This window comes from Spirillospora sp. NPDC000708, from assembly GCF_040299565.1.
Classification (GTDB): Bacteria; Actinomycetota; Actinomycetes; order Streptosporangiales; family Streptosporangiaceae; genus Spirillospora.
In genome coordinates this window covers 1-26102 of the sequence record NZ_JBEPCJ010000121.1, presented here as the reverse complement: position 1 = coordinate 26102, position 26102 = coordinate 1, and the positions used below count along the sequence as shown (strand labels likewise).

Genomic DNA, 26102 nt, shown 5'->3' with positions numbered 1-26102 from the left:
CCGCTCCAGCTCCGCCGCGATCGTCGTGTTCGTCGTGTTCGTCGTGTTCGTCGTGTTCACCATTCCGCGTGCCCTCCGTCCGGGTGCCGCCAGACCGGCGGGCGCCACCGGTGCCCGATCCGGTCGGCGCGGCGCACCTCGTCCTCGTCGATCTCTATGCCCAGGCCCGGCGCCTCCCAGCGCTCGATCGAGCCGTCCACGAACGCGAACGGCGACCGGTCCGCCAGGTAGTCGAGCACCTCGGCGCCGTCGTTGTAGTGGATGCCGATGCTCTGCTCCTGGATCAGGAAGTTCGGCGTCGCGAACGCCACCTGCAGGCTCGCGGCGAGCGACAGCGGGCCGAGCGGGCAGTGCGGGGCGAGCAGCGCCCCGTGCACCTCGGCCAGCGACGCGATCCGCCGCACCTCGGAGATCCCGCCGGCGTGCGACAGGTCGGGCTGGACGACCGCCACCCCCGCCTGCAGCGCGGGCAGGAACTCGGCGCGGGAGAACAGCCGCTCGCCGCACGCGATCGGGGTGGTGGTGGACGCGACGACGTCGCCGAGCCGGTGCGTGTGCTCCGGCAGCACCGGCTCCTCCACGAACAGCGGGCGGTACGGCTCCAGCAGCGGGATGAGCCGCCGCGCGGCGGGCACCGTGATGCGGCCGTGGAAGTCCACCGCGAAGTCGGCCTCGTCCCCGATCGCCTCCCGGACGGTGGCGGCCCGCCGCACGATCGCGTCGATCTGCGCGGGCGGCGGCAGCGGCGCGGCCCGCCCGGAGGCGTTGATCTTCACGGCGGTCAGCCCGGCGGCGATCTGCGCGGCGGCCTCCTCCCCCACCTCGCCGGGCTCGTCCCCGCCGATCCAGCCGTACACCCGGACCCGGTCGCGGACCGCGCCGCCGAGCAGCTGGTGCACCGGGACGCCGAGCGAGCGGCCGAGGATGTCCCACAGGGCCTGGTCGAGCCCGGCGACCGCGCTGGACAGCACCGGGCCGCCGCGGTAGAACGCCGCCTTGGTCATGGTCTGCCACAGGTCCTCGACGCGGCGCGGGTCGGCGCCGAGCAGCAGGTCGGCCAGCTCGTGCACGGCGGCGCGGGTCGTGTCGGCCCGGCCCTCGACGACCGGCTCGCCCCAGCCGACGAGGCCGTCGTCGGTCTCCACCCGGCAGAACAGCCAGCGCGGCGGGACGAGGAACGTCTCCACTCTCGTGATCTTCATGCGGATCCCTTGGTGATGCTCCAGCCCCCGTCGACCCGCAGCGAGACGCCGGTGACGAACGAGGCGTCCGGGCCGGCGAGGAACGCGATCGCCGCCGCGACCTCCTCCGGGCGGCCGAGGCGCCCCGCCGCGGTCTCGGCGGCGCTGCGCCGCCGGTCCTCCTCGCCGATGCCGTCCCACTGCGCGGTGAGGACCGGACCGGGCAGCACGGCGTTCACCCGGACGCCGGGCCCGTACTCGGCGGCGAGCTGCCGGGTCAGCCCGGTCAGCCCCGCCTTGGCGGCGGCGTACGCGGGGCGTCCCGGCAGCCCGAACGAGGCGTGCACGGACGACACGATCACGACGGCGGCGCGGTCGCTGGCGCGCAGGTCGCCGAGCGTCGCGCGGACGCCGAGGAACGTCCCGGTGAGCGTGACGTCGAGCTGGCCCCGCCAGGACTCCAGCGAGATCTCGTCCGCCGCGCCCGGCTCGTAGCGCAGGGCGTTCGACACCAGGACGTCCACCGGGCCGAGCCCGGCGCGGCAGGCGCGGACGGCGCGGTCCCAGTCGCCGGGGTCGCTCACGTCGCAGCGCAGGGCGAGCGCCTCCGCGCCGTCCGCGGACAGCGCGGCGGCGACCTCGTCCACCTGCGCGGACACGTCGAGGAGCGCGACCGCGTACCCGTCGGCGGCCAGCCGCCGGGCGGTGGCCGCGCCGATCCCCTGGGCGGCGCCGGTGACGACGGCGACCGGGCGCGTCGCGGTCACGGCGTCCCACCTCCCTCGCCGGCCGGCGCCACCGTCACGCGGACGCCGAGCGCGGTCTCCGCTCCCGGCGCGAGCGTCTCCCACGGGCCGAGCGCCTCGCACTCGACGATCCGGGCGGGCGGCGCCAGCCCGCCGAGGTGCTCCAGCGGGCGGTCGAGGGGATGCTCCATCCACACCTCGGCGCGCGAGCCGCCGTCCGGGTACGGGGCGCCGTCGTGGACGTCGAACTCCATGATCAGGCGACGCCCGGCCCGCGTGTAGGCCAGGCGTCCTGTGGCGTGCGGAAAGCCGAGCTTGCCGACGGCGTCCTGCGCGGGCACCTCGACGGTGTCCGGGCGCGGGCGCGTCCAGGTGGGCGCGGCCGTGCCGACCGCGAGCTCGACCGGCTCGCCGAAGCCCGGCCCCACCCCGACCTGGACCGTTCCACCACCCGGGTACTGGGCGACGTTCCACACCGCCCACCGCACCGGCGCAGGCGACCCGTTGACGGCGGAGACGCGCAGGTCGTAGCCGGGCTCACCGGCGCGCAACCGGATCTCCCGGCGCAGCCGCAGCCCGGTCCGCGGATCGTGCTCGCTTTCCAGCACCACCGCCGCATCGTCCGAACCCGCGCGGACCTCGGCCGCGTACGGCCCCGAGTCGAGCACCGGGTCGGGCGGCCCGGCCCACTCCCCCGGCGACGACCAGCCCTGCGGCGCCGGCCAGGTCTTGTCGCCGCCGTAGTTGCGCCAGTTCGCCATCGGCCCCGAGGTGCGTTCCGGCCGGTGCCCGCCGACGGGGTGCAGCCGGTCGTCGAGCAGCGCCGGGTTGCGCCACAGCAGCTCGTCGCCGTCGTGGACGAGGCTCAGCAGCCGTCCGCCCAGCGCCGGGACGATCCCGAGCCGCAGCGCCCCGTTGCCGAGCCACACCACCTCGTACGGGCCGGACGTGTCGGTCTCGACGTGCACGGCTCCCGCGACGGCACCGGTTCCGGCCGTCACTGCGCCGCGTCCGGGACGAGCACGACCTTGCCCTTGCTCGCGCCGGCGGCCAGCGCGTACGCCTCGCCGGCCCGCGACAGCGGGAAGACGTCGCTGACCGCCTTCTCCGGCCGCAGCCCCCAGCCGACGAGGTTGCGCGCCAGCTCGCTCATCGCCGGCAGCGACGTCACCCAGGACGCGTGGATCGTGAGCTGCTTGTGCAGCAGCGTGTCCGAGACCTCGGTGCACAGGTCGCCCCCCTCGCCGACCAGCGAGACGTGGCCCCACTCGGCCGCCGCCTCCAGCGCGAGGCTCCGGCCGGGGCGCGTCCCCGAGCAGTCGATCGTCACGCCCGCGCCGCCGCGCCCGGTGAGGTCCGCGACCGCCTCCGCCGTGCCGTCGCCCGCGGGCAGGGTCGCGTCGAACACGCCGAGCGTCCCGGCCCAGGCGCGGCGCGCCTCGGACGGCTCGACGCCGATCACCTTCCGCGCGCCCATGCCGCGCCCGATCATCCCGGCGGCGAGCCCGACCGGGCCGAGCCCGACCACCAGCAGGTCGGTGTCGCCGCTCACCCCGGCGCGGCGCAGCCCCTCGTAGGCGGTGCCGAACCCGCAGGCGATCAGCGCGCCGTCGACGTAGGACAGCTCGTCCGGCAGCGGCACGCAGGTCCGCTCCTCGGCGAGCAGGTACGGGGCGTGCCCGCCGTCGCGCTGCCACCCGTAGGACTCGCGGCCGGAGTCGCAGCTGATGTAGTGGCCGCGGCGGCAGTTGTCGCAGAGCCCGCAGCCCACGATGTGGTACACGATGACGCGGTCGCCCACGCCGAACCGCCGCACGCCCGGCCCGGCGGCCACGATCCGGCCGGACGGCTCGTGCCCCGCGATCACCCCCCGGTAGGCGGGGCCGTCCACGCCGCGGTAGCCCTTGTAGCCCCGGTAGATGTAGCCGATGTCGCTGCCGCAGATCCCGGACGCGCCGACCTCGATCAGCACCTGCCCGTGGCCGGGCTCCGGCACGTCGGACTCCCGCAGCACGGCGGTGGAGTCCCCGGGCAGGAACACGCCCTCCATCCGCGCCGGCGCCCCCTCGGCGCCCGCGGGCCGCGTCGTCGAAGTCACGGTCACACCGCCCCCTTTCAGGCCGCCGCGCCGGCGCGTCCGCGCCGCGCGACCACCACGTTGATCAGTACGGCGCCGACGATGATCACGCCGCGCACCACGTTCTGCAGGAAGGAGTCCACGCCGAGCAGCACCAGGCCGTTGCCGATCACGGTGATGAACACGACGCCGAGCAGGGTGCCGAGCATCCCGCCGCGGCCCCCGGCCAGCGCCGTCCCGCCGATGACCACCGCCGCGATCACGTCGAACTCCAGCCCGGACGCCGCGCCGCCGCTGCCGGAGCCGAGCCGGGCCGCCAGCAGGATCCCGGTGACCGCCGACAGCAGCCCGGTCGTGGCGAACAGCAGCACCCGGATCCGGGTCAGGTTGATGCCCGCAAGCCGCGCCGCGCCCGCGTTGCCGCCGATCGTGTAGACCGACCGCCCGTACGCGGTGAACCGGGCGACGTAGGCGAAGACCCCGAACAGCACCAGCATCACGATCGCCGACGTCGGGATCCCCGCGACGTCCCCGCCGAGGACGTCGAACACGCCGCTGTCGGGCAGCGTCACCGGCAGCGCGTCGGTGAGGTAGAGCCCGAGGCCGCCGAGGATGCTCCACAGCCCGAGCGTCGTGATGAACGACGGCACGTCGAACACCGCGCGCAGCCAGCCCGCGATCGCGCCCCACACCACGCCGAGCAGCAGGGTCACCACGATCGCGCCGCCGACGCCGAGGCCCCACTCGGTGGCGCCCTTGGCGACCAGCACCGAGGAGAACGCCGTCGCCGGGCCGATGCTGATGTCGATCTCCCCGGCGATGATGACCAGCGTGACGCCCCAGGCGGCGATGCCGACGGTGGCGGCGTCCCGCAGGATGCCGAGCTGGTTGTGCACCGACAGGAAGCCCGCGGCGGAACTGCCGAGCGCCACGTACAGCGCGACGATCGCGACCAGCAGGCCGATCTCGTTCAGCTGGTGCGACCGGCCGTTCAGCAGGCGCCCCGCCACGCCCGTGATGCGCGTCCCGCCGGGCGGCGGGACGGTCCGAGTGGTGGTCATGGTCTCTCCTCGTCTCTCAGGGCGGGTCACTCAGGCCGCCATCGCGGCGGATAGCACGGCGTCCACGGTCACCTCGTCGCCGGTGAACTCGGCGGCGACCGTCCCGCCGCGCAGCGCGATGACGCGGTCGCACACCAGCGGCAGCTCCTCCAGCTCGCCGGACACGAACAGCACGGCGGCGCCCCGGTCGGCCAGCTCCCGGACCAGCCGGTAGATGCCCTCCTTGGCCTCCACGTCCACGCCGCGCGTCGGCTCGTCCAGCAGCAGGATCCGGCTGCCCGCGTGCAGCCACCGGCCGATCACGGCCTTCTGCTGGTTGCCGCCGCTCAGCGCGGCGATCGGGGTGCGGGTGGAGGCGGTGGCGATCGACAGCCGCTCGATCAGCCCGCGCGCGGCCCGGTCGATCCGGGCCGGCACCACGGACGTGCCGCTGCTCACCGCCCGGAAGTCCGACATCACCATGTTCTCGCCGACGCCGAGCAGCGGGACGATCGCCTCGCTCTTGCGGTCCTCCGGCGTCAGCCCGACGCCGCGGCGCTTCATCCCGGCCGCGGTCACCCGCGGCACCTCCCGGCCGTCCACCCGGACGGTCCCGGCGGCGGCCGGCTCGAACCCGGCGATCGCGCGCAGCACCTCGGTGCGGCCCGACCCCATCAGCCCGGCCAGCCCGAGGATCTCGCCCGGGTACAGGTCGAAGGACACGTCGGCGACCTTCGGCGGGACGCTCAGCCCCGACACCGACAGCAGCGGCGTGCCGTCGCGGTGCACGGCGCGGGCCCGCGGCCGGACCGCCGCCTCGTACGCCGAGCCGAGCATCATCGCGACCGCGTCCTCGGTGGAGGTGGTCGCCATGTCGACGGTCCCGACCACCTCGCCGTTCCGCATGACGGTCGCGGTCCGCGCGATCCGCCGGATCTCGTCGAGCCGGTGGCTGACGTAGACGACCGCGACGCCGCTCGCGGCGATCCGCCGGACCGCCTCCAGGACGGTCTCCACCTCGGCCGCGGCGAGCGCGCTGGTCGGCTCGTCCAGGATCAGCAGCCGCGGCTCGCGGCGCACCGCCCGGCAGATCTCCACGAGCTGCTGCTCGGCCAGCGGCAGCGCGCCGACCTGCGCGTCCGGGGCGATGTCCAGGCCGAGCCGGTCGAAGATCTCCCGGGCCGCGCGGCGCATCGCGGGGTGGTCGACCCGGCCCGCCGCCGACCGCGGCCACGCGCCGAGGAACAGGTTCTCCGCGGCCGTCATCCCCGGCACCAGGCTGAGCTCCTGGTGGACGGTCCGCACCCCGAGCTCGCCGGCGCGCCGGACGCCGCCGTCGCCGAGCGGGGCGCCGCCGATCTCGACGGTGCCCGCGTCGGCGCGCTCGACCCCGGACAGCACCTTGATCAGGGTGGACTTCCCGGCGCCGTTGCGGCCGAGGAGCGCGCGGACCTCGCCCGCCTCGATCTCCAGGCTCGCCCCCGTCAGCGCCCGGACGCCCGGGTAGTGCTTGGTGACGTCGGCGACGCGTACCAGCGGCGTGCTCATGCGGCTCCTCTTCTCGGGGTTACGGGATGCCATCGGAGTGCTCCTGAAGCCAGCGCGCCCCGTCCTTCGGGCCGAGGTACCGGTCGATCGGCGCGGGGATGACGAACCGGTCGCTCGGCCGGCCCGCCAGCACGTCCCGCGCGGCCTGGGCCGCCAGCCGCCCGACCTTGATCCCGGAGATGTCGGCGACGCCCTTCAGGACCCGTCCGTCCTGCAGCTTCTTGGCGGCGTCGACCGACATGTCGCCGCCGAACACGGCGGTCCTGCCGGCCCTGCCGCGCGCCTCGACGGCCCGCACCGCGCCCAGCATCTGCGACCCGGCCTCGCCGTAGAAGGCGTCGATGTCGGGATGCGCCGTGAGCAGCTGCTCGCCCCGCTCGACGGCCTCGTCCAGCGCGAGGCCCTGCTGGTTCGCCACGATCTTCGCGCCCGGCACCCGCGCCTTGAGCGCCTTCTCGAAGCCCTGCCGGCGCTGGATGCAGACCTCGAACTGCTCGCAGTTGATCACGCCGACCTTGGGGGCGCGCTTCCCGGCGGCCAGGAAGTAGGCGGCCATCTGCTCACCGCTGACCCGGCCGAACTCGGCGGGGTCGCCGAGGACGAACGACTGCACGTACTTGCGCGCCTCCGCGTCCTCGATGCAGGTGTTGTAGCAGATCACCGGGACGCCGCTCTCCTTGGCGAGGCGCAGCGCCGGGATCGACGCCGTCGCCGACGCCGGGGACACGATGAGCGCGTCGACCTTCGCCGAGCTCATCGTGTTGATGAACGAACTCTCCTTGGCCGGGTCCGACTGGATGTTGGTCTGCACCAGCTGGGGATCCCGGTCCCCATGGCCGAGCGTCGAGCGCAGCCCGCGCTCCACGCCCGCGTAGTAGCCCTCGGCGTTCAGGTACACGACGCCGATGCGCCCGTGCTCGCCCACCCGGCCGCAGGCGGCCGTGACCGCCAGGACCGCCGCGACCGCCATGAGCACGGCCGCCAGACGGCGCTTGGCATGCTTCATCGACGTACTCCTCGTTCCGGCAACCTGCTGACCTTGTCTAATGCCCCCGGCCGGGTGCTGTCAATATTAATTCCTAATTTATGATTACACTGTGAGGGCTAGGGTACTCGGCGGACGAGCGAAGGAGGGGGCCTCCCGTGGTGCGCTACTCGGAGCGCGGACTGCACGGCCAGACGGTGCAGGAGATCGCGCGACGCATCCTCGGCGGTGAGCTGAACCCCGGCGACACCATCGACGTGGCCGCGCTCGGCGACGAGCTGGACGTCAGCCTCACCGCGCTGCGCGAGGCGCTGAAGGTGCTCGCGGCGAAGGGCCTGGTCGCCTCGCGGCAGAAGCGGGGCACGTTCGTGCGCCCCCGCTCCGACTGGAGCCTCCTCGACCCCGACGTCATCCGCTGGCAGTTCGCCAACCGCGACGACCAGGCGTTCCTGCAGAACCTGGCCGAGGTGCGCGGCATCATCGAGCCCCAGGCGGCCCGCTACGCGGCCCTGCGCCGCACCCCCGACGACCTCGCCGCCCTGGACGAGGCCCTCGCCGCCATGAAAGCGGCCGACGGCGACCTCGCCCGCGCCGTCCAGGCCGACCTGGACTTCCACCGTGGCCTTCTCACCGCCACCCACAACGAGCTGCTGGAGCGGATGGAGGTCGTCATCGAGGTCGGCCTCGCCGAGCGCGACCGCCTCGTGCACGGCGTCCGCCCCCACGACGACCCCGTCCCGAGCCACCGCGCGGTCCTCGACGCCGTCCGCGACGCCGACCCGGACCGCGCGGAGAAGGCCATGCACGACCTCCTCGTCAAGGCCGCGCACGACCTCGACACCCTCACCGCCGACTGACGCCGCCGCCCCGCCGGACAGGGCGCGGGCGGGCCGGTCGGGCGCGGATCATCCGCCAGGGCCCGATGCGGGCGACGCCCCCGGCGCGTCCGGGCTAGCCCTCGATGAAGATCAGGTCGGTGATGGGCTTGGTGAGCCGGACGGTGTCGCCGGTGACCTCGATGACGGTGTCGAACCCGGTCGCGTGGGCGTCGGAGATGACGTACAGCCGGTCGTTGAGGGTGGCCATGTACGCCTTGAAGCCGGCGAGCGAGGGGTCGCCCGGCGCGAGGGCGTAGTACTCGGCGAGGCGGCGGAACAGCTTGGGCAGGATGACCAGCCGCTCGGACAGGTCGTCCTGGGCGTGGAGGGTGGCGCCGCCGGTGGTGGCGTCGGAGGCCCAGACCCCCGTCTTCGCCGCGCGGGCGGCGTCGGCGGCCTCGGTCAGCGTGGCGCGCAGGTCGGGGTAGAGCTTGCTGTAGAAGGTCGGGTAGACCAGGCCGTCGGCCAGCAGCCGGTGGTTCACGCTCGTCTTCAGCAGCGCCGGGTCGGTGAACACCGGCCCCAGGTCGGGCCGGTCGGTGTCGCCGGCGAAGGCGAACGCGACGGGGCGGCCGTACTTGTCGCCGAACCGGGTCAGGATGTACCCGGGGGTGGCGTCCGGGGTCGCGCCGGTGACGACCTCGCCGTCGCGGACCACGCCGGAGAACCCGATCAGCTCCAGCAGCCGGGCGCCGGCGGCGTGGGCGAGCTCCAGCGGCTGGTGCATGGTGTGGCCGCCGTGGCCGGGCGGCGTGTAGTGGGTCTCCAGCGCGTCGATCGCGTCCAGCCGCAGCTGGGCCGCGCCGCTCGCGCCGAGGCGCACGTTCAGGTGCAGGTGGGTGAACGCGTCCGCGGTGCTGGGGAAGAAGTGCACGGAGTCCCCGTCGGGCTGGCTGTGCACGATCCGGTACTGGCCCTTGATCAGATACAGCGACACCGTGCTCTCCTCACGGCCGGCGACCTCGTCCACTCCCGAGTCAAGCAGTGATCGGGCGGCTACACACCGCTCTAGCCGAGGTTGGCCACAAAATCGACCCCCGCGCTGCCGCCTGCGCGAACCCTGGCCGCCGTCCTGTCGGCCCTCGGTCGCGGAGAAATCCGGTTGCTTTCGGCGGAGCATGGGCGCTGAATACTGCGCATGGCCGACATTCAGGGGTCCTGCGACGCCCCGTTCTCCGCGGTGTCCGAGGCGCTGGCCGGGTCGCTGGACGGCGGGGACGCGGGCGGCTCGGTCGCGGTCTTCGTGGACGGCGAGCCCGTCGTGGACGTCTGGGGCGGGTTCGCCGACGCGGACCGCACGGTCCCCTGGCGGCGCGACACGATCACCAACGTCTGGTCGGTCACCAAGACGATGACGGCGCTGTGCGCGCTGGTGCTGGCCGACCGCGGCGACCTCGACCTCGGCGCGCCGGTCGCGCGGTACTGGCCGGAGTTCGCCGCGGCGGGCAAGGAGAAGGTGCTGGTGCGGCACCTGCTCTCGCACACGGCGGGCCTGCCCGACTGGGACGGTCCGGTCGAGGAGCTCTATGACTGGCCGTCCGCCACCGCCCGCCTGGAGGCGCAGGCTCCGCGGTGGGAACCGGGGAGCACGGCCGGGTACCACTCGCTCACCCAGGGGTTCCTCGTCGGCGAGGTCGTCCGCCGGATCACGGGCCGGAGCGTCGGCGGGTTCTTCGCCGAGGAGGTCGCCGCGCCGCTGGGCGCGGACTTCCACATCGGGTTGCCCGCCGAGCACGACCACCGGGTGGCGCTCACGGTCCCGCCGCCGTCCCGGGACGAGGGTTATGCCGCCAGCGCGCCCGGCAGTGGCGCGTCCCCCGCGACCGGCGCCACCACCGTACGGGTGCGGGACGGCAATAGCGTCGCCTGGCGCCGTGCGCAGATCCCGGCGGCGAGCGGATTCGGCAACGCCCGCTCGGTCGCTCTCGTGCAGTCGGTCATGGCTTGCGGAGGTGCGATAGGGGGACGGCGGCTGCTGTCGCAGGCGGGTTGTGATCGCGCGCGGGACGAACAGTTCCAGGGCGTGGACCGCCTCCTGGGCATGCCGGTCCGGTACGGCCTGGGCTACGGGCTGTTCGGCGGCGCCTTCGGCTGGGGCGGCTGGGGCGGGTCGATCGTCGTGGTCGAACCCGGCGCCCGGATGGCGGTGGCGTACGTGACGAACCAGATGCGCGAACCCGCGGACGACGAGCGGGGAATGGAGGTCATCGCGGCCGCCTACGACGGCCTCGGTCGCCTCACCGCCTGAAGGCCGTCTCCTCCAGCCTGGTCTGGACGGTCCGGCCGCTCTCCCACGCGTTGGCGCCCGGGGCCACCTCCGGCATCGGGATGCCGGCCCGGTCCTGCCGCTTGCCCGGCGTCGAGACGCCGAGCCTGCGGTCGCGGGAGTGGATCAGCTCCTCGTCGGCCTGGCCGTCCTCCGTCAGGCCCATCATCAGTTGCGGGACTCCGTACGGGAAGTCGTCGCGGTCGTACTGCCACGTGTGGAACGTCTTCCCATAGGTCGTCACGAGGTCCTCGAAGTAGGCCCGCTCGGCCATGTCGGGGATGCCCGGGGCCACCAGGATGCCCGACTTCACCTCGTAGTGGTGGCTGTGCCACAGCCGCTTCTCGTCGTCGGGCAGGCCGTCGAAGCGCTCCCTGGTGATGATGTACTCGATGCCGATGAGGCGGGCGTCGGGCGCGTTGCGATCGAAGATCACGCACTGGTGCAGGTCGTGCTGGAGGTGAATGCAGAAATGCGACGCCTCCACCTGCCGCCCCATGTCGTCGGCGTACATGTGGAAGCCGTTCAGGTAGGTGCTCATCGCCTGGAGCGGATATTTCGTCTGCATGGCGCCGGCCGCCATGTCGAGTGCGCGGTGCTTGAGCGGGTGCCCCTTGCCGGTCCTGCTCAGCGTGGCCGCCTTGCGGCCGAGCATCAGGCTCGCGGTGGCCGCGGCGCCCGCGGCGGCGCCGACCGTCCCGGCCAGCACCCGGCCGCGCGCCGAGCGCGATCTGCCATGTGTAAGCCCCATGGGCGCCGCATACCCGGCAGCCGGACACCGAACCACGGAAGGCCGCGTGCGGGAGGCAGGGCGCGCCCTGCCTCCCGGCGGGCCAAGGGGATCAGGTGGTGGGACTGGTCCAGCCGGCGGGGATGTGGGCGATGCGGACGCGCTGCGGGTGGTCGCCGACCGGCACGGAGACGACCTTGCGGCCGGTGGCGAAGTCGATCGCGGTGACCTGGTCGGCGCCGCTCTCGGAGATGACGCAGTCGCGGCCGTCGCCGCTGACGGTGGCCCAGTACGGCTTGGACGCGGTGACGAGCGGGCCCTCCTGGAGGGTGGCGCGGTCGACGACGGTCGCGTAGTCGTCCATGGTCCCGGCGACGCACAGCTTGGCGCCGTCGGGGCTCATGGACAGGCCGTGGTGGCGCGAGTCGTTGACGAAGGTCGTGCGGTCGTCGCTGGTGGCGGGGTTCTTCGGCAGCGTCCTGATGCGGGTGATCTTGTCGGTGGCGACGTCGTACTCGATGAAGCCGTTGAAGAAGGAGACCTGGAAGTACAGCTTGGAGAAGTCGGGGGTGAACACCGCGGGGCGGACGGCGTTGGACAGGTCCTTGCGGCCGAACGCGTCCAGGCGCGAGCGCATGTCGATGGTCTTGACGACCTTGTAGGTGGTCGCGTCGGCGATGGTGATGTGCCGGTCGCCCTTGGTCCAGTCGAGGGAGGGGTCGTCGAGGTCGGTCTCGACGTTGCCGATGGACATGTTCCAGATGTACTTGCCGTCGGCGGTGAAGATGCTCTCGTGGGGCTTGTCGCCGGAGGCGAACGACCCGAGCTGCTTGCCGGTGTTGATGTCCAGCACGTGCACGGTCTTGCCGAGCGAGGCCGAGACCGCGACCTTGGTGCCGTCGGGCGAGACGGCCATGTGGTCGGCGCGGTAGCCCGACACCTGGAAGCGCCACCTGACCTTCCCGGTGGTCAGGTCGATGGAGACGACGTCGCCGAAGCTGGGCCGCGAGGCGACGAGGGCACTGCCGTCGGGGGTGGAGTACAGGTCGTCGACGAGCTGGTCGTGCCCCTCGCCGGCGGTCGCCCGGATGCCGAGGAAGACGGCGAGGCGGACGGGGTTGGTGTAGATCTCCGTCAGGCGCTGGGCCTTGTCGGGGACGACGTCGATACGGCCGATCTTGGCGAAGTCGCCGCCGGGGTTGATGACGTCGGCGGTGCCGTCCCAGTTGTTGCCGACGAACATCACCTCGCGCAGCGGCGCGGCCTGCGCGGCGGCGGAGCCGATGGGGCCGGAGACCGGGGCGATGGCGCAGGCGGCCAGCACGGCCGCCGCGGCGAGGCCCCGCAGGCGCCGGCGCCTGGGGGCGGGGAGGTTCCGGGCGGGGGCGGGTTCAGCGTGCATGGTGCTTCTCCCTGGGGGGTGGGAAACGCGGGCCGGAGAAGTCTGAAATTGGCCGTTTTCAGACTTTGGTTACTGGATGGTAGGCGGGGGTGACGCCCGTCACAAGGGCGATGCGGGAAGATTCTCTGCAGCACCAGGCGGAGGGCGCGGAGTGACGGGCAGGATCACCCCCGGAGCGGGCCGGTACCGGGGCAAGGACGCGGACGAGCGGCGGGCCGAGCGGCGCCGCCGGTTCCGCGAGGCGGGCCTGGAGATGTTCGGCGCCGGTCCGGGGTACCGGGGCACCCGGCTCGCCGACCTGTGCAGGACGGCCGGGCTCTCGACGCGCCAGTTCTACGAGGAGTACCGCACCCTCGAAGACCTCCTGGCCGACCTGCACCTGTACGTCAACGACGTCGCCGAGCGGGCCGTCGTCGAGGTGCTCCCCCGCGTCCAGGACCGGTCACTGCCCGAGCGCATCACCGCGATGCTGCACGCCTACGTCCAGGGGGCCACCTCCGACCCGCGGCACGCCCGCATCGCCTACGTCGAGATCATCGGTGTCAGCCCGCGGATGGACCGCCGGCGCCTCGAACGCCGCGCCGTCTGGATCGACTTCATCGGCCGGACCGCGGACCAGGCCGTCGAGCGCGGCGAGATGCCCCCGGGCAACTACCGCATCGCCGCCACCGGCTTCATCGGCGCCGTCAACGGCCTCATGCACGACTGGGTCGTGGGGTGGGTCGACGCGACCCTGGAGGAGATCGCCGACGAGCTCCTGCAGATCCTGCTGGGCCGATACAAGATCACGCTCTGAGGGCGCGGGCGCGGAGATGGCCGTGTCCGGCCGTCCCGGCTCGAAGGGCCGCGCGCGTTGGCGGTCGAGCATGGCGATATGCGACGTTGACGGAGGTCGGCCGCGGGGCCGGCCTGTTCCGAGGACGGCGAGTGGGGGCCGAGTGATGGACGGCGGCCGGGAACCGCGCTTCGAGATCCGTTTCTGCGCCGCCGAGGGCGGGGCGCGGATCGCGTACGCCACGGTCGGCGACGGGCCCCTGCTGATCGTCCCTCCCGCCTGGATCAGCCACCTGGAACTGCTGTGGCAGGACCCGGCCGTCCGCGCGTTCCTCGTTCCGCTGGCCGCGCGCCGGACGGTGGTGCTGTACGACAAGCCCGGCTGCGGGCTGTCCGATCCGTGGCCAGGCCGCCAGACGCTGGACACCGACGTGCAGGTGCTGCGGACGGTCGCCGGCCACCTGCTGCAGGACCGCTTCGACCTGCTGGGCGTGTCGACTGCGGCGGCGACGGCGCTGGCGTTCGCCGTACGGCATCCGGAGCGCGTCGGGCGCCTGGTCGTCTACGGCGGTTACGCCGACGGCCGGCAGGTCGCGTCCCCGCAGGTCCGGACGGCTCTGCTCGGCATGGTGCGCGCCCACTGGGGGCTCGGCTCGGACGTGCTGGCCGACATCTTCATGGCCGACGCCGACGCCGACAGCAGAAGGCACTTCACGCGGTTGCAGCGAGGCACGGCCACCGCGGAGTTCGCCTGCGAACTGCTGGACCAGTGCTACGACGCACGCGTGGTGGACGAGCTGGACAGGGTCGTCACGCCGACCCTGGTGCTGCACCGGCGCGGTGACCGGGCGATCCCGTACCGGCTCGGGCGGGACCTGGCCGCGCGGATTCCCGGCGCGCGGCTGACGACGCTCCCCGGCCGCGGCCACTTCCCCTGGGCCGGGGACTCCGCGCCGCTGGTCCGCGCCGTCCTGGAGTACCTGGGCGAGACCGCGAGCCCGCCCCGGTGGCACGGCCCGGGGTCCGTGGACGATGTGCTCACTCCCCGGCAGCTCCAGGTCGCGGCCCTGGTCGCGGACGGGCTGAGCAACCGCCAGATCGCCCGGCGCCTCGGGATCAAGGAGCGCTCCGCCGAAGGCCACGTCGAACGGATCCGCCAGCGGCTCGGCGTCCGCTCCCGCGCCCAGATCGCCGCCTGGTGGGCCCGGCGCGACCGCTGAGGTAGCGGACTCGGGTAGCGCCTGGCGTAGTTCCCCGCCTGACAGGACGCCGTACGCCGTCGGATCCTTCAGGGGCCGCCGCGCCCGCCATCAGGACGGCCGGCCTTCCCATCGGCGGCATCGACGTTCGAGGAGCGCCACATGCCCGACGCCAGCACCCTGCCGGCACTGAGCCCGAACCCGGTACGCGGACGCCTGAACTCGGCGTTCTTCGCGCTGACGGCCGGTTACACCGACCGGCGGCTCGCCGGGCACAAGCGGCGGATCCTCCCCCGGGCCGGCGGCGTCGTCGCCGAGATCGGCGCCGGCAACGGGCCGAACCTGCGCTACCTGCCGCCGGAGACGACCGTGCACGCCATCGAGCCGAACCCGTACTTCCATCGGCGGCTGGCGCGCACGGCCGCCGTCCAGGGCATCGACCTGATCGTCCATCCGGTGCCGGGCGAGGCGATCGACTTGGAGGACGCGAGCGTGGACGCCGTGATGTGCACGTGGGTGCTCTGCAGCGTCCAGGACCCGGCCCAGGTGCTCCGGGAGGTCCACCGGATCCTGCGGCCCGGCGGCCGGTTCGCGTTCATCGAGCACGTCGCCGCGCCGCACGGCCCCGTGCGGCGCGTCCAGCGGCTGGTGCGCCGGCCGTGGCGGTGGGCTTTCGAGGGCTGCCGCACCGACCGGGACACCGCGGCCGCCGTCCGCGCGGCCGGGTTCGCCTCGGTGGAGATCACCGAGTTCCGGTTCCGGTCCGGTTTCGTCCCTGTCCGGACGCAGATCGCCGGTGTCGCGGTGCGCTGAGCGGCCGCGCGGCCGGAGCGGGAACGCGATCAGGGGACGCGCAGGATCTCGCCGGGACGTGCGCCGCAGTGCGCGCCGTCCTCGACCACGGGGCGTCCGCCGACGACGACCGCGCGGATGCCGTCCGGATACCGCTGGGGTGCGGTGTACGTGGCCCGGTCGGTGATCCTGGCGGGGTCGAACACGACGATGTCGGCGGCCGCGCCGGGACGGAGCGCGCCGCGACCGGTGAGCCCGGCGCGCTCGGCGGCCGCGAGCGTGCACTTGTGCACCGCTTCGGTGAGCTGAAGCGGCCCGGTGCAGACGTACTCGGCGAACAGCCGCGGGTAGCAGCCGTACGAGCGGGGGTGCGGGGCGCCCCGTCCGGTGGGGCCGTCCGGGTCGAGCGCCTGCCCGTCGGATCCGATCACGGCCGCGGGGTGGGCGAGCGCGTCGAGCAGGTCCCGTTCGCCGCGCCCGCCCGCGATCATCTGGACGCCGTTGCCGTGCGCGGCGACCAGGTCGAGGACGGCGGCGCTCGGGTCCTTCCCCGTGCCGGCGGCGAAGGCGGACACGGTCCAGCCGACGGGGTCCTCCTCCCCCACCGCCGCGGCGTCGGGGACGCGGCTGATGGTGATCTCGTCCCAGGAGTTGGGCATGTCCCGCCACGCGCGGGCGACGCGCGCGCGGGCGTCCCTGTCTCGCAGCCGTGCCCGCATCCTCTCCTCTCCGCCCTCCTGCGCCCAGTAAGGCAGCAGCTGCGACAGCGGCGCGTTGCCCGCCAGGTACGGGTAGACGTCGAAGGCCACGTCCAGCCCGGACGAACGCGCCGCGTCGATCAGGTCCAGAGCGCGCGCGACCGACCCGTGGTTGCGGCGGCCGACGGCGATCAGGTGGGAGATCTGGGTACGGCAGCCGGTGGCCGCCGCGACCCGCAGCGCCTGCCGGACGGAGTCGAGCAGCCCGTCTGCGTAGTCGCGCACGTGCCAGGCGAACAGCCGGCCGAACGCGGCGGCGGTGCGGCCGAGCACCTCCAACTCGTCCTCCCGGGCGTAGCAGGGCGGGGCGTAGGCGAGACCGGTGGAGACGCCCGCCGCGCCGGCGGAGAGCGCGTCGCCGAGCAAGCCGCGCATCCGGTCGAGCGCGGCCGCGTCCGCGGGACGGTCCTCGAACCCCACGGCCGCCGCGCGCAGCGGCGTGTGCGCGACCAGGGCGGCCACGTTCACCGACGGGCGCGCGGTGTCCAGCGCCGCGAGATGCCCGGGCAGGTCCGTCCAGTCCCACCGGACCGACGGGTCGAGGTCCAGGTACCCGGCGGCGGCCCGGAGCGCGCCCGGATCGGCGGCGACGGGCGCCACGCCGAGCCCGCAGTTGCCGATCACGACCGTCGTGACGCCCTGCCGGACCGCGCTGTGCGCCTCCGGCGCGGACAGCAGCGTCAGGTCCGAGTGGGTGTGCACGTCGACGAACCCGGGGGCCACCACATGACCGGACGCGTCCAGGGTCCGGGCGGCGGGCCGCCCGGCGAGGTCGCCGACCGCCTCGACGCGCCCGCCGAGGACGGCGACGTCGGCGCGGCGGGGCGGCGTCCCGGTGCCGTCGACGACGGTCCCGCCGCTGACCAGCAGGTCGATCACGGTCGCACCGCCTCCCGCAGGCGGAACGCCGCCCGGGCGAGGCGGTGGTCTGCGTCGTGCACGTTGCCTCCTCTGGCGGCGGGTTCAACGCCACTCCACCAAGGCCCGCGAGCCGCCGGCAATAACCGGTCGCTCGGCGGCGGTGCCGCGGATATCGTCGGGCCGTGCCCAAGATCCTCCACGGTGAGTCGGTGACCCTGCGGCCCGCGACGGAGGCGGACGTGCCCGCGCTGGCGGCGATCCGCGCGACGCCGGAAGTCCACCAGTGGTGGCGCGGCGGCCCCGACCTCGCCGCCGAAGTGGCCAGCGAGCTCGCCGATACCGACGTCGCGCAGCTGGTCATCGAGCACGAGGGCCGCACCGCCGGCCTGATCCAGTGGTATGCGGAGCAGGACCCCGACTACCGGCGCGCCGGCATCGACATCTACCTCGACCCGTCCGTGCGCGGGCGCGGCCTGGGCCCCGACGCCATCCGGACCCTCGCGCGGCATGTGTTCGACGACCACGGTCACCACCGGATCACCATCGACCCGGCCGTCGCGAACACCGCCGCCATCCGCTGCTACGAGAAGGTCGGGTTCCGGCCGGTCGGCGTCATGCGGCAGTACGAACGCGGTATCGACGGCACCTGGCACGACGGTCTCCTCATGGACCTGCTGGCAGACGAGTTGACCGGCGGGTCCCCGGCTCTGTGAGCCGAGCACGTCACCCGCCCGGCGCTCACTCCGCGAGGCCGGGACGGTAGGCGGCGCGGGCCGGCCGGTGCAGGCTTCGCGCGGCAAGGCCGAAGACCACGCCTCCGGCGACGAACAGGATGTCGGTGAAGGCGCCGGCGGTGACCGCCCAACCTGACGGATGGGAGGTGCCGTACACCTCGGCGGTGGTGAGGCCGGACAGGCCCTTCGGGAGGACGTCCAGCCAGCGGACCACGTCGTCGACGACGCCGGTCCCGCCGCGCAGGCCGAGCAGTGCGCAGCCCGCCCAGCAGGCGGCCAGCTGAAGGCGGGACGGGAACCAGCGCCAGCCGCGCATCATCGCCAGCGGCGTGAGCACGCCGACCGCCGTCATCACCCAGACCAGGGCCATGAACACCTGCACGGCCACCCGGGCGGAGCCGTGGTGGTGGCCGGGGTCCGGCATGGACAGGCCGGTCAGCGCCCACACCACATGCCAGAGCAGAAATCCCATCACCCATGCGAAGGCGGCCGTCCCGGCTCGTCGGATCGTCATGGCTCCGACGATCGCGGACCGGCCGGGCCGCGCACCTCCCGCTCGCGGGCGAGACGATTCACCCGCGCGGGGGACCAACGCGCGCGGTCGAACCGGGCGCCCGAAACAAAGGGGATGTCACATTTCGGCCCTGGCGATCGTCTCAACGGCATCCAGTGAGGCCGCCAAGGCACGTGCCTCCCGGACAACGAAGGGACATTCCATGTCCGCACGATCTCGCGCACTGGGTTCACGTACCCGTGCGACCGCTCTCGCCGCCGCCGCTCTCACGACGATCGGCATCGGAGTCGTGACCGGCGTCGCGGCGGTCCCCGCTCAAGCCTCTCCCGCAGCGCCCGCGGCGACCTGGTGGGACGTCGGGAGCTACGGCACCCATTCGAAGTGCATCGACGCCGGCCAGCAGTACGAGCGCGAGGGCTGGCCCTACAAGTGCATCTACGTCAGCGGCGCCGGGTGGGTCCTCGAGATCTGGCAGTAGCCCTCACCGCCGCTGTGCCTCGTGCCCGCCGAAATGCTCCCCGGCATGAGCGGCCCCGATCGGCACCGGCCTCCAGGTCGTCCGGAGGCCGGTGCCGCACCGGTGCCGACCGCCACGTCCCGTCCGGGAGCGGCGCGGCTCGGCGGCTCCGAGCGGGTCAGAAACCGATGGCCTCGCGGACCAGCAGGACGGTCCCGCGCCCGGGGTGAGGTTCCGCGTTGAGGACGAGGATGCGGTTGAGGGCGCTGGGCACCCCGTAGGCCTCCATGCAGCGCTCGTTCTCCAGCGGGACGCAGTGGTCCTCGATGCGGCGCAGCGCGGTGCTCAGGTCGGGCACCACCTTCTGCGCCCCGACGACCCAGATCACCTGGGGCGCGGCACCGGAGTAGCCGGCCAGCTGGCTTCCGCTGGCGGAGGCGGCGACCAGGGAGCCGGTCTCGGTGACCGCGGCGACGCTGCCCACGAGGACGTCGGGGCAGGCGAGCATCCTCCAGATCTCGGTCAGCTGGGTGGCGCGGTCCATGGTGGAGCTGCGCGCCTTGACCGAGTCGTAGCGACCGCTGCGGTTGAGGTCCTCGTCGATGCCGGACAGCCGGAGGGTCTCGCTGGCCCCGGTGAAGACGGTGGCGCCTGCCGGAACCAGGTCCTGGACGCGGGCACGCGCGGCGGCGGCGTCATCGAGGATCTCGACGGCGAAATTGTTGTCCCTCAACGCGGCGGCCGCCCGCTCCAGCGCCTCCGCGGGCGCCGGGCCGGTGAACGATGTCGCCGGAGCCGAAGTGCTCATGATTCCTCCTGGGTCGTTGCACGGTGGGTTCGTCTCTGCTGGTACGACAGGACGGCCCCGCGGAATGTGAGGCGCCCGCGGACCTCACATTCCGGCCCGGTGCCTTGTCGAAGTGGTGAGCCCGCACGAGACCGAGAAGAGAGCCGGCGACAACACATGAGCGACACGTCCAGGCCGGGACCCGACCGGACCGATCCAGCCCTCAGCGTGATCATGGGCGAGCGGCGGCAGCTGATCAATCTCGCCTACCGGCTGCTCGGCTCGCTGGCCGAGGCCGAGGACGCCGTCCAGGAGACCTACGCGCGCTGGTACGCCATGTCCCGCCCGCAACGGGACGCCATCGAGTCGCCCGGCGCATGGCTGACCACGGTCGCCGGCCGCATCTGCCTCAACACGCTCAAGTCGGCGCGGGCGCGCCGCGAACGCTACGTGGGCGCATGGCTTCCCGAGCCGCTGCCCGAGCCCGCCGAGTGGGCCGCCGGCCGGGCGGACGGCACCGCGGCCGACCCCGCCGACCGGGTCACGCTGGACGAGTCGGTCAACATGGCCTTCCTCGTCGTGCTGGAGTCGATGACCCCGGCCGAGCGCGTGGCGTTCATCCTCCACGACGTCTTCCGCTTCCCGTTCGCCGACGTGGCCGAGGTCACCGGCCGCACCCCGGCCGCATGCCGCCAGCTCGCCTCCTCGGCCCGCCGCCGCCTCTCCGTCCTCCGGGATCCGGCGCCGCCCGTCGCCAAGCAGGCCGGCATCGTCCGGGCCTTCAAGGCGGCGTGGGAGGCCAAGGACATCGAGGCCCTGATCGGCCTGCTCGATCCCGACGCCACGGCGGTCGCCGATGGCGGCGGCCTCGCCATGGCCTTCCTCGACCCCATCGAGGGCGCCGAGCCGATCGCCCGCGGCTGGATGGAGATCGCCGACCGGATGCCCGCCGGCATGACGCTCCTGGAGCGCACGGTCAACGGCCGGCCCGGCCTGGTCGCCCGGCTCGACGGGGTCACCGTTACCGTGTTCGCGTTCGAGATCGTCGACGACCGGGTCAAGCAGATCTGGGCCGTGCGCAATCCGGAGAAACTCCGCCCCTGGACAGAGGGCTGACGCTTTTCGACCGGTGGGACGGCCGGGCGCGCGTCGATTCTCCTCTGGCGCGGCGCGAGCACGGCGACCAAGGGGAGAACAGAACGTGTCCCCGCCCAACCCGGCCGCTTTTTACAAATATGATCACGTTTGTCGGCGATCCACGGAGGAGGCCAGGGTGTCCGAGCGTGTCCGGAAAGCATGGGAAGCGCCGAGCGCCGTGTCCCGCCCGGCCGGCGAACCGGTGCGGATCGACACGACGGTCGCGCACTCGGCCCGGATGTACGACTACTACCTGGGCGGCAAGGACCATTACCAGGTCGACCGGGACACCGCGGAGATCGCGGCGCGCAGCTGGCAGGCGGTGCGGATCGCCGTCCGGGAGAACCGCTCGTTCCTGGGCCGGGCCGTCCGCCACCTGGTCCGCGAGCACGGGATCACCCAGTTCCTCGACATCGGCGCCGGCCTGCCCAGCGCCGGCAACGTCCACGAGGTCGCCCAGGCCGAGGACCCCGCCTGCCGCGTCGTGTACGTCGACAACGACCCGATCGTGCTGGCCCACGCCCGGTCACTGCTCATCGGCACGCCGGAGGGCAGGACCGCCTACGTCCACGCCGACCTGCGCCGGCCGGCGGCGATCCTGGCCGATCCCGCCGTCCGCACCACCCTGGACCTCGACCGGCCCGTCGCTCTCATGCTGGTGGCGATCCTGCACTTCATCGTGGACGAGCAGCACCCCGGCGAGATCGTCAGGGAGCTGATGGAGGCGCTGCCGTCCGGCAGCTTCCTGGTCGCCTCGCACGTCACCCCGGAACACGACCCGCGGGGAGTCCACGGCCTGGAGCAGGCCTACCGCGCCGGCGGCGTGCCGGCCCAGGCGCGGACCCGGGAGGCGTTCACCGCCCTCGCCTTCGACGGCCTGGACCTGCTGGACCCCGGAGTGACCCTGGTGTCGGAATGGCGCCCCGACGGCGACGCTCCCCGCCCGGCGGCGGACCAGGTCAACTGGTACGGCGGTATCGCCCGCAAGCCGTAACGGCGGAGGACGTCCCCCGCGAACCTTCCGATCTGCACCGCGTCCCCCACACGAAATGGGTGCCGGACCCGATATGGCGCCGCATGCCGATGGCCCCATGGTGGATTCAGGTACATCTCGGGATGTTCGGGTTGCGGAAGGGACTGACACCGCATGACGACGAGCGTGGACGACGGCGCCACGGGCAGGCACGCGCTGGGCGACGCCGCGGCGCGGGAAATGAAGCAGCGCCTGGAAGGCGAACGGCGCCGCCGCGCGTCGCAACTGGGCGTGCTGGAGCAGTCGGTCGAGCAGGTCTCGGTGGAGCAGACCGAGGAAGCGGACTACGCCCGCATGGAGAATCTGCGGCAGAGCCTGACGGAGATCGACAGCGCGCTGCGGCGGCTCGAGGAAGGCACGTACGGGCGGTGCGAAGGATGCGCCCAGCCGATTCCCGCCGGGCGGCTGGAAATCCTGCCCTATGTACGGTTCTGCGTTAAGTGCCAGGGAAAGCGGAACCGCACTGGCCGCTGAGGCGCGCCCGTCCACGATCACGAGCGAGGGGTGCGCCGCCCGCCATCGGGGGCGGCACCCATTTCCGCGCCGCACGGCGTGCACGCCCGGCGCGGACGGGCGCCCACGGCCACGCGCACAGGCGCCGCGCCCGATCGGCCCCGCGCGACCGGACGGCGGCACGATGCGAGAGGGCAGGTGAGAGGGCGGATACCGTGGGGACGAGTGTGCGCCGCGCGACGCGGCGGCACGGGGACGGCAGGGGAGGAAGCGCGGCCAGTGCGGCTGTTCTGGCGGGTGTTCTGGCTGAACACCCTGGTGGGAGCGGTGGCCACAATCCTGTTGATGGTCGGCCCGTGGACGGTGTCGGTGCCGATCCGGCTGACCGAGGCGCTCGTCCTCGCGACCGGGCTCGCGGTGATGCTGGCGGCCAACGCCGTGCTGCTGTGGTGGGGTCTCGCCCCGCTGGGCAGGCTCGCCCGCCTGATGGCGACCGTCGACCTGCTGCGTCCCGGCCAGCGCCTGCCGGTCACCGGGAGCGGCGAGATCGCCGCGCTGATCGACACCTTCAACCAGATGCTGCGGCGCCTGGAGGCCGAACGCGGCACCAGCGCCGCCCGCGCCCTGTCCGCCCAGGAGGACGAGCGCCGCCGCGTGGCCCGGGAGCTGCACGACGAGATCGGCCAGAGCCTGACCGCGCTGCTGCTCGACCTCAAGCGCGTCACGGACACGGCTCCGCCGCAGGTGCGGCGCGACCTGCGGAACGCCCAGGAGATGACCCGCGAGAGCCTCGACGAGGTGCGGCGCATCGCCCGCCGCCTGCGCCCGGACGTCCTTGAGGACCTGGGCCTGGCGAGCGCCCTCGCCGCGCTCGCCGCCCAGTTCGACACCCATACGACGCTGCGCGTGCGGCGGCAGGTGCAGCACGGGCTGCCGCCGCTCGACCCGCAGGTCGAACTGGTCCTGTACCGGGTCGCCCAGGAGGCCCTGACCAACGCCGCCCGGCACTCGGGCGCCGCGAGCGTCGTCCTCGACCTGCGCGCCGACGGCGACCGCGGCGTCCTCCTGCGCGTCGAGGACGACGGCGAAGGGCTCGGCGGCGCCCCCGAGGGCGCCGGGATCCGCGGCATGCGCGAACGCGCGCTGCTGGTCGGCGGCGCCCTGGACCTGCGCACCGGCCCGGGCGGCGGCACCCGGCTCGACCTGCGCGTCCCCACCGTCCACGCCTCGCTCGCCGGCGCGGACCGGCCCGTCGAGGAGCGGCCATGACACGCCCGACCCGGATCCTGCTCGCCGACGACCACGCGCTGGTGCGCCGCGGCGTCCGGCTCATCCTCGACGGCGAACCGGACCTGGAGGTCGTCGCCGAGGCCGGTGACGGCGCGGAGGCGATCGAACTGCTGTCCGGCGTCGGCGCCGTCGCGGCGGACCTGGCGGTCCTCGACGTCGCGATGCCGCGGATGACCGGCCTGCAGGCCGCCCGCGAGCTCTCCCGCACCCGTCCGGACCTGCGCATCCTCATCCTGACCATGCACGACAACGAGCAGTACCTGTTCGAGGCGCTGAAGGCGGGCGCGGCGGGCTACGTGCTCAAGTCGCTGGCGGACCGCGACCTGATCATCGCGTGCCGCGCCGCGATGCGCGGCGAGCCGTTCCTGTACCCGGGCGCGGTCACGACGCTGATCCGGACGTACCTCGCCCAGGCCGGCGCCGGGCGGGACCCCGACACCGTCCTCACGCCCCGCGAAGAGGAGATCCTGAAGCTCGTCGCCGAGGGCCACTCGTCCAAGGAGATCGCGGCCACGCTCGTCATCAGCGTCAAGACCGTGGAACGGCACCGCGCCAACATCCTCGCCAAACTCGGCATGAAGGACCGTCTGGAACTGCTCCGCTACGCCATCCGCACGGGGCTCATCGAACCCTGACCTGCCACCAATTCCCGCCATAAATAGGGCGAGATCCCCCGTTCAGGAAATAAATCCCTTCAAGGGAAATGGTTGACCGCCCGGCGTCCTCCTTCACCGGTTCCCGCGCACCGCGATGCCCTGGCGATGCACTCCCCTGATCATCGCTCGCGTTCGCGCTTGCCCAGGTCAGGGCAGAGCTGAACCGACCCAAGGAGGAAACACGTGATCGTACTCTGTTCATCGGGAACAACGCGGCGCGGAGCGGTCGGCCGGTTCTGCGGCGCGGTCACGCTTCTCGCCGGCCTCGTCGTCGGCGGAGGCGCGGCGGGCGCCGGCACCGCCACGGCGTCGACGGCCGACTCGGCAATTCACCCGAACGCCGGCGCGCACACCAGAATCGCGACGGACCGGCTTCCGGTCAAGAAGATCGAGAAGATCCTGCAGGCCGATGGCCACGTGAGCAGCAGCGGGGTCCTCGAAGTCGACATCGACCGCACGGACCTCCACGTCACCGGCGGCCAGCCCCGGGTGCGGTTCAAGGACGGCTTCCAGATCCAGCACGAGCTGTTCTTCCAGTCGCTCGGGCACGGGAAGGCGATCCTCAACGGCGACCTGGCCCTGAAGTCGCAGGAGATCCAGCCGGTCATCGACGCGTTCATCGCCCACGGGATCACGTTCCAGGCGCAGCACCAGCACCTGTACGACCTGCGCCCGATGGTGTGGTTCCTGCATTTCCGCGCCATCGGGAACCCGCTCCGGCTGGCCGGCGCCATACGCGCCGTCATCGGCGTGACGTCCACGCCGCTGCCGCAGCATTCGCCGCCGAACCCCCAGACCCCGCTCCCCACCAGGAAGCTGGCGAAGATCCTCGGCGGTGACGCCACCGTCGGCGAGAACGGGATCGTCACGGTGACCGTGCCACGCACCGACAGGATCAGGCTCGGCGGCGTGATCGTCAGCCCGGACCTCGGGGTGTCCACCAGCGTCCAGTTCCAGCCGCTCCCGGGCGGCAAGGCGGCGGTGGTGCCCGACTTCTCCATGACGTCGAACGAGACGCAGCCGGTCATCACGGTCATGCGCCACAAGCACTGGCAGGTGGGCTGCCTCTACAACCAGGAGACCGCCGAGCACCCGCAGCTGTTCTTCTCGCACATGTTCCGCGTCGGCGATCCCGTCGCGCTCGCCGTTCAGGTCCGCGAAGGACTCGACCGCACGGCCGCACGGCACCCCTGACCGGCGGCTTCGCGGGTATCTCACCATGCCGGCGCGGGTGGCTCGTCCAGCGCGTCCGTTCGTGCGCGGTGGCGCGTGTTCCAGCGCCACCGCGCACGCACGGGTGGACGGCGAACTCAGATGCCGACCGGGTGCCAGACCGTCTTGGTCTCCAGGAACGCGGTCATCCGGTCGATGCCGGGGGCGGCGGCCCAGTCGGCACCGGCCGAACGCAGGACGCGTTTGAGGTTGCCGGCGGCGGCCCGTTCGAGTTCGGGGGCCTGGTCGGGCGCGACGCCGGTGAGGTCGATGGCGTTGACGTCCATGTGGGAGGCGAGCCAGGGGGCCAGTTCGGTGCGGTGTCCGGTGAGGATGTTCACCACCCCGCCGGGTAGGTCGCTGGTGGCGAGGACTTCGGCGAGGGTGATCGCGGGGAGTGGTGCGGGTTCGGAGGCGATGACGACGGTGGTGTTGCCGGTGACGATCGCGGGTGCGAGTACCGAGACCAGGCCGAGGAGCGGGTCGTCGGGTGCCGCGATGGCGACGACGCCGGTGGGTTCGGGGGTGGAGAAGTTGAAGTAGGGGCCGGTGACGGGGTTGGCGGCGCCGGTGACGGCGGTGATCTTGTCGG

General features: G+C 73.3%; 27 protein-coding genes. 13 read left to right on the top strand and 14 right to left on the bottom strand.

The features are described from left to right. Window positions 1-56: 56 nt before the first annotated feature. From dgoD to ABT299_RS47170, 7 genes are read right to left on the bottom strand one after another with little or no spacing between them, the layout of a single operon-like run. Entirely contained in the window at window positions 57-1202 is a 1146-nt protein-coding gene (dgoD, locus tag ABT299_RS47200) for a galactonate dehydratase (RefSeq protein ID WP_190855075.1), read from the bottom strand. Next, window positions 1199-1948, bottom strand: a complete 750-nt coding sequence (locus ABT299_RS47195; RefSeq protein ID WP_387026697.1) for an SDR family NAD(P)-dependent oxidoreductase — start codon at window positions 1946-1948, stop codon at window positions 1199-1201. The genes dgoD and ABT299_RS47195 overlap by 4 nt, the downstream gene beginning before the upstream one ends. Next, complete coding sequence (locus ABT299_RS47190) at window positions 1945-2895, bottom strand: DUF4380 domain-containing protein (protein ID WP_500254801.1); 951 nt, start codon at window positions 2893-2895, stop codon at window positions 1945-1947. Before ABT299_RS47190 ends, ABT299_RS47195 begins: the two co-directional genes overlap by 4 nt. Window positions 2896-2924: 29 nt before the next feature. Continuing rightward, window positions 2925-4031, bottom strand: a complete 1107-nt coding sequence (locus ABT299_RS47185) for a zinc-dependent alcohol dehydrogenase family protein (RefSeq protein ID WP_387026699.1) — start codon at window positions 4029-4031, stop codon at window positions 2925-2927. 11 nt (window positions 4032-4042) lie between these two features. Beyond that, window positions 4043-5065 carry an ABC transporter permease gene (locus ABT299_RS47180; RefSeq protein WP_500199138.1) on the bottom strand — a complete coding sequence of 341 codons (1023 nt, stop codon included), beginning with the start codon at window positions 5063-5065 and terminating at the stop codon, window positions 4043-4045. 30 nt (window positions 5066-5095) lie between these two features. After that, window positions 5096-6592 (bottom strand): sugar ABC transporter ATP-binding protein, encoded by a 1497-nt coding sequence (locus tag ABT299_RS47175; protein ID WP_190855066.1) that lies wholly within the window; start codon window positions 6590-6592, stop codon window positions 5096-5098. A gap of 19 nt (window positions 6593-6611) precedes the next feature. Beyond that, the gene (locus ABT299_RS47170) at window positions 6612-7598 is read right to left on the bottom strand and encodes a substrate-binding domain-containing protein (RefSeq protein WP_190855064.1); all 987 of its coding nucleotides are present in this window, start codon (window positions 7596-7598) and stop codon (window positions 6612-6614) included. 137 nt (window positions 7599-7735) lie between these two features. On the opposite strand from ABT299_RS47170, the gene ABT299_RS47165 reads away from it, so the two are divergent. Beyond that, window positions 7736-8434: an FCD domain-containing protein gene (locus ABT299_RS47165; protein WP_190855061.1), complete on the top strand. Its 699-nt coding sequence runs from the start codon at window positions 7736-7738 to the stop codon at window positions 8432-8434. A gap of 94 nt (window positions 8435-8528) precedes the next feature. On the opposite strand, the gene ABT299_RS47160 is transcribed toward ABT299_RS47165, so the two are convergent. Beyond that, complete coding sequence (locus tag ABT299_RS47160; protein WP_500254800.1) at window positions 8529-9392, bottom strand: hypothetical protein; 864 nt, start codon at window positions 9390-9392, stop codon at window positions 8529-8531. Window positions 9393-9593: 201 nt separating this feature from the next. On the opposite strand from ABT299_RS47160, the gene ABT299_RS47155 reads away from it, so the two are divergent. Then, window positions 9594-10703: a serine hydrolase domain-containing protein gene (locus ABT299_RS47155; protein ID WP_500254799.1), complete on the top strand. Its 1110-nt coding sequence runs from the start codon at window positions 9594-9596 to the stop codon at window positions 10701-10703. Here ABT299_RS47155 and ABT299_RS47150 read toward each other — a convergent pair. Both ABT299_RS47150 and ABT299_RS47145 read right to left on the bottom strand, forming a co-directional pair. After that, window positions 10693-11472, bottom strand: a complete 780-nt coding sequence (locus ABT299_RS47150; protein WP_387026704.1) for an OBAP family protein — start codon at window positions 11470-11472, stop codon at window positions 10693-10695. The genes ABT299_RS47155 and ABT299_RS47150 overlap by 11 nt on opposite strands. A 91-nt stretch (window positions 11473-11563) precedes the next feature. Further along, the gene (locus tag ABT299_RS47145) at window positions 11564-12853 is read right to left on the bottom strand and encodes an outer membrane protein assembly factor BamB family protein (RefSeq protein WP_500254798.1); all 1290 of its coding nucleotides are present in this window, start codon (window positions 12851-12853) and stop codon (window positions 11564-11566) included. 151 nt (window positions 12854-13004) lie between these two features. Here ABT299_RS47145 and ABT299_RS47140 point away from each other — a divergent pair, with 151 nt between their 5' ends. The 3 genes from ABT299_RS47140 (at window position 13005) to ABT299_RS47130 (ending at window position 15639) form a co-directional block, all read left to right on the top strand. Further along, window positions 13005-13649, top strand: a complete 645-nt coding sequence (locus tag ABT299_RS47140) for a TetR/AcrR family transcriptional regulator (protein ID WP_347256616.1) — start codon at window positions 13005-13007, stop codon at window positions 13647-13649. Between the two features lie 145 nt (window positions 13650-13794). Continuing rightward, window positions 13795-14847, top strand: a complete 1053-nt coding sequence (locus ABT299_RS47135; protein WP_500254797.1) for an alpha/beta fold hydrolase — start codon at window positions 13795-13797, stop codon at window positions 14845-14847. A gap of 141 nt (window positions 14848-14988) precedes the next feature. Next, entirely contained in the window at window positions 14989-15639 is a 651-nt protein-coding gene (locus tag ABT299_RS47130; RefSeq protein WP_500254796.1) for a class I SAM-dependent methyltransferase, read from the top strand. A gap of 29 nt (window positions 15640-15668) precedes the next feature. Here ABT299_RS47130 and ABT299_RS47125 read toward each other — a convergent pair whose 3' ends face one another. After that, on the bottom strand, window positions 15669-17255 hold the full coding sequence (locus ABT299_RS47125; RefSeq protein WP_500254795.1) for an N-acyl-D-amino-acid deacylase family protein: 1587 nt from the start codon (window positions 17253-17255) through the stop codon (window positions 15669-15671). Window positions 17256-17428: 173 nt separating this feature from the next. Here ABT299_RS47125 and ABT299_RS47120 point away from each other — a divergent pair, with 173 nt between their 5' ends. Further along, on the top strand, window positions 17429-17950 hold the full coding sequence (locus ABT299_RS47120) for a GNAT family N-acetyltransferase (protein ID WP_500254802.1): 522 nt from the start codon (window positions 17429-17431) through the stop codon (window positions 17948-17950). 25 nt (window positions 17951-17975) lie between these two features. Here ABT299_RS47120 and ABT299_RS47115 read toward each other — a convergent pair whose 3' ends face one another. Further along, window positions 17976-18485 carry a hypothetical protein gene (locus ABT299_RS47115; RefSeq protein WP_500254794.1) on the bottom strand — a complete coding sequence of 170 codons (510 nt, stop codon included), beginning with the start codon at window positions 18483-18485 and terminating at the stop codon, window positions 17976-17978. Window positions 18486-18687: 202 nt separating this feature from the next. Between ABT299_RS47115 and ABT299_RS47110 the strand changes: the two genes are divergently transcribed. Continuing rightward, a complete protein-coding gene (locus ABT299_RS47110) occupies window positions 18688-18963 on the top strand; it encodes a hypothetical protein (protein WP_500254793.1) in 276 nt (91 codons plus the stop codon). Between the two features lie 157 nt (window positions 18964-19120). On the opposite strand, the gene ABT299_RS47105 is transcribed toward ABT299_RS47110, so the two are convergent. After that, window positions 19121-19750 carry an LUD domain-containing protein gene (locus ABT299_RS47105; protein WP_190855036.1) on the bottom strand — a complete coding sequence of 210 codons (630 nt, stop codon included), beginning with the start codon at window positions 19748-19750 and terminating at the stop codon, window positions 19121-19123. A gap of 156 nt (window positions 19751-19906) precedes the next feature. Between ABT299_RS47105 and sigJ the strand changes: the two genes are divergently transcribed. From sigJ to ABT299_RS47075, 6 genes are all read left to right on the top strand, one after another. After that, window positions 19907-20845: an RNA polymerase sigma factor SigJ gene (gene sigJ / locus ABT299_RS47100; RefSeq protein ID WP_500254792.1), complete on the top strand. Its 939-nt coding sequence runs from the start codon at window positions 19907-19909 to the stop codon at window positions 20843-20845. Between the two features lie 157 nt (window positions 20846-21002). Next, window positions 21003-21860 (top strand): SAM-dependent methyltransferase, encoded by an 858-nt coding sequence (locus tag ABT299_RS47095; RefSeq protein ID WP_500254791.1) that lies wholly within the window; start codon window positions 21003-21005, stop codon window positions 21858-21860. Window positions 21861-22013: 153 nt separating this feature from the next. Continuing rightward, a complete protein-coding gene (locus tag ABT299_RS47090) occupies window positions 22014-22373 on the top strand; it encodes a TraR/DksA family transcriptional regulator (protein ID WP_433135994.1) in 360 nt (119 codons plus the stop codon). 258 nt (window positions 22374-22631) lie between these two features. Continuing rightward, entirely contained in the window at window positions 22632-23621 is a 990-nt protein-coding gene (locus tag ABT299_RS47085) for a sensor histidine kinase (RefSeq protein ID WP_500254790.1), read from the top strand. Further along, window positions 23618-24277, top strand: coding sequence for a response regulator (locus tag ABT299_RS47080; protein ID WP_500254789.1), 660 nt, complete (start codon window positions 23618-23620; stop codon window positions 24275-24277). Before ABT299_RS47085 ends, ABT299_RS47080 begins: the two co-directional genes overlap by 4 nt. A gap of 204 nt (window positions 24278-24481) precedes the next feature. Continuing rightward, window positions 24482-25492: a DUF1259 domain-containing protein gene (locus ABT299_RS47075; RefSeq protein WP_500254788.1), complete on the top strand. Its 1011-nt coding sequence runs from the start codon at window positions 24482-24484 to the stop codon at window positions 25490-25492. 116 nt (window positions 25493-25608) lie between these two features. On the opposite strand, the gene ABT299_RS47070 is transcribed toward ABT299_RS47075, so the two are convergent. After that, on the bottom strand, window positions 25609-26102 hold a 494-nt coding region (locus ABT299_RS47070), incomplete at its 5' end, for an aldehyde dehydrogenase family protein (RefSeq protein ID WP_500254787.1).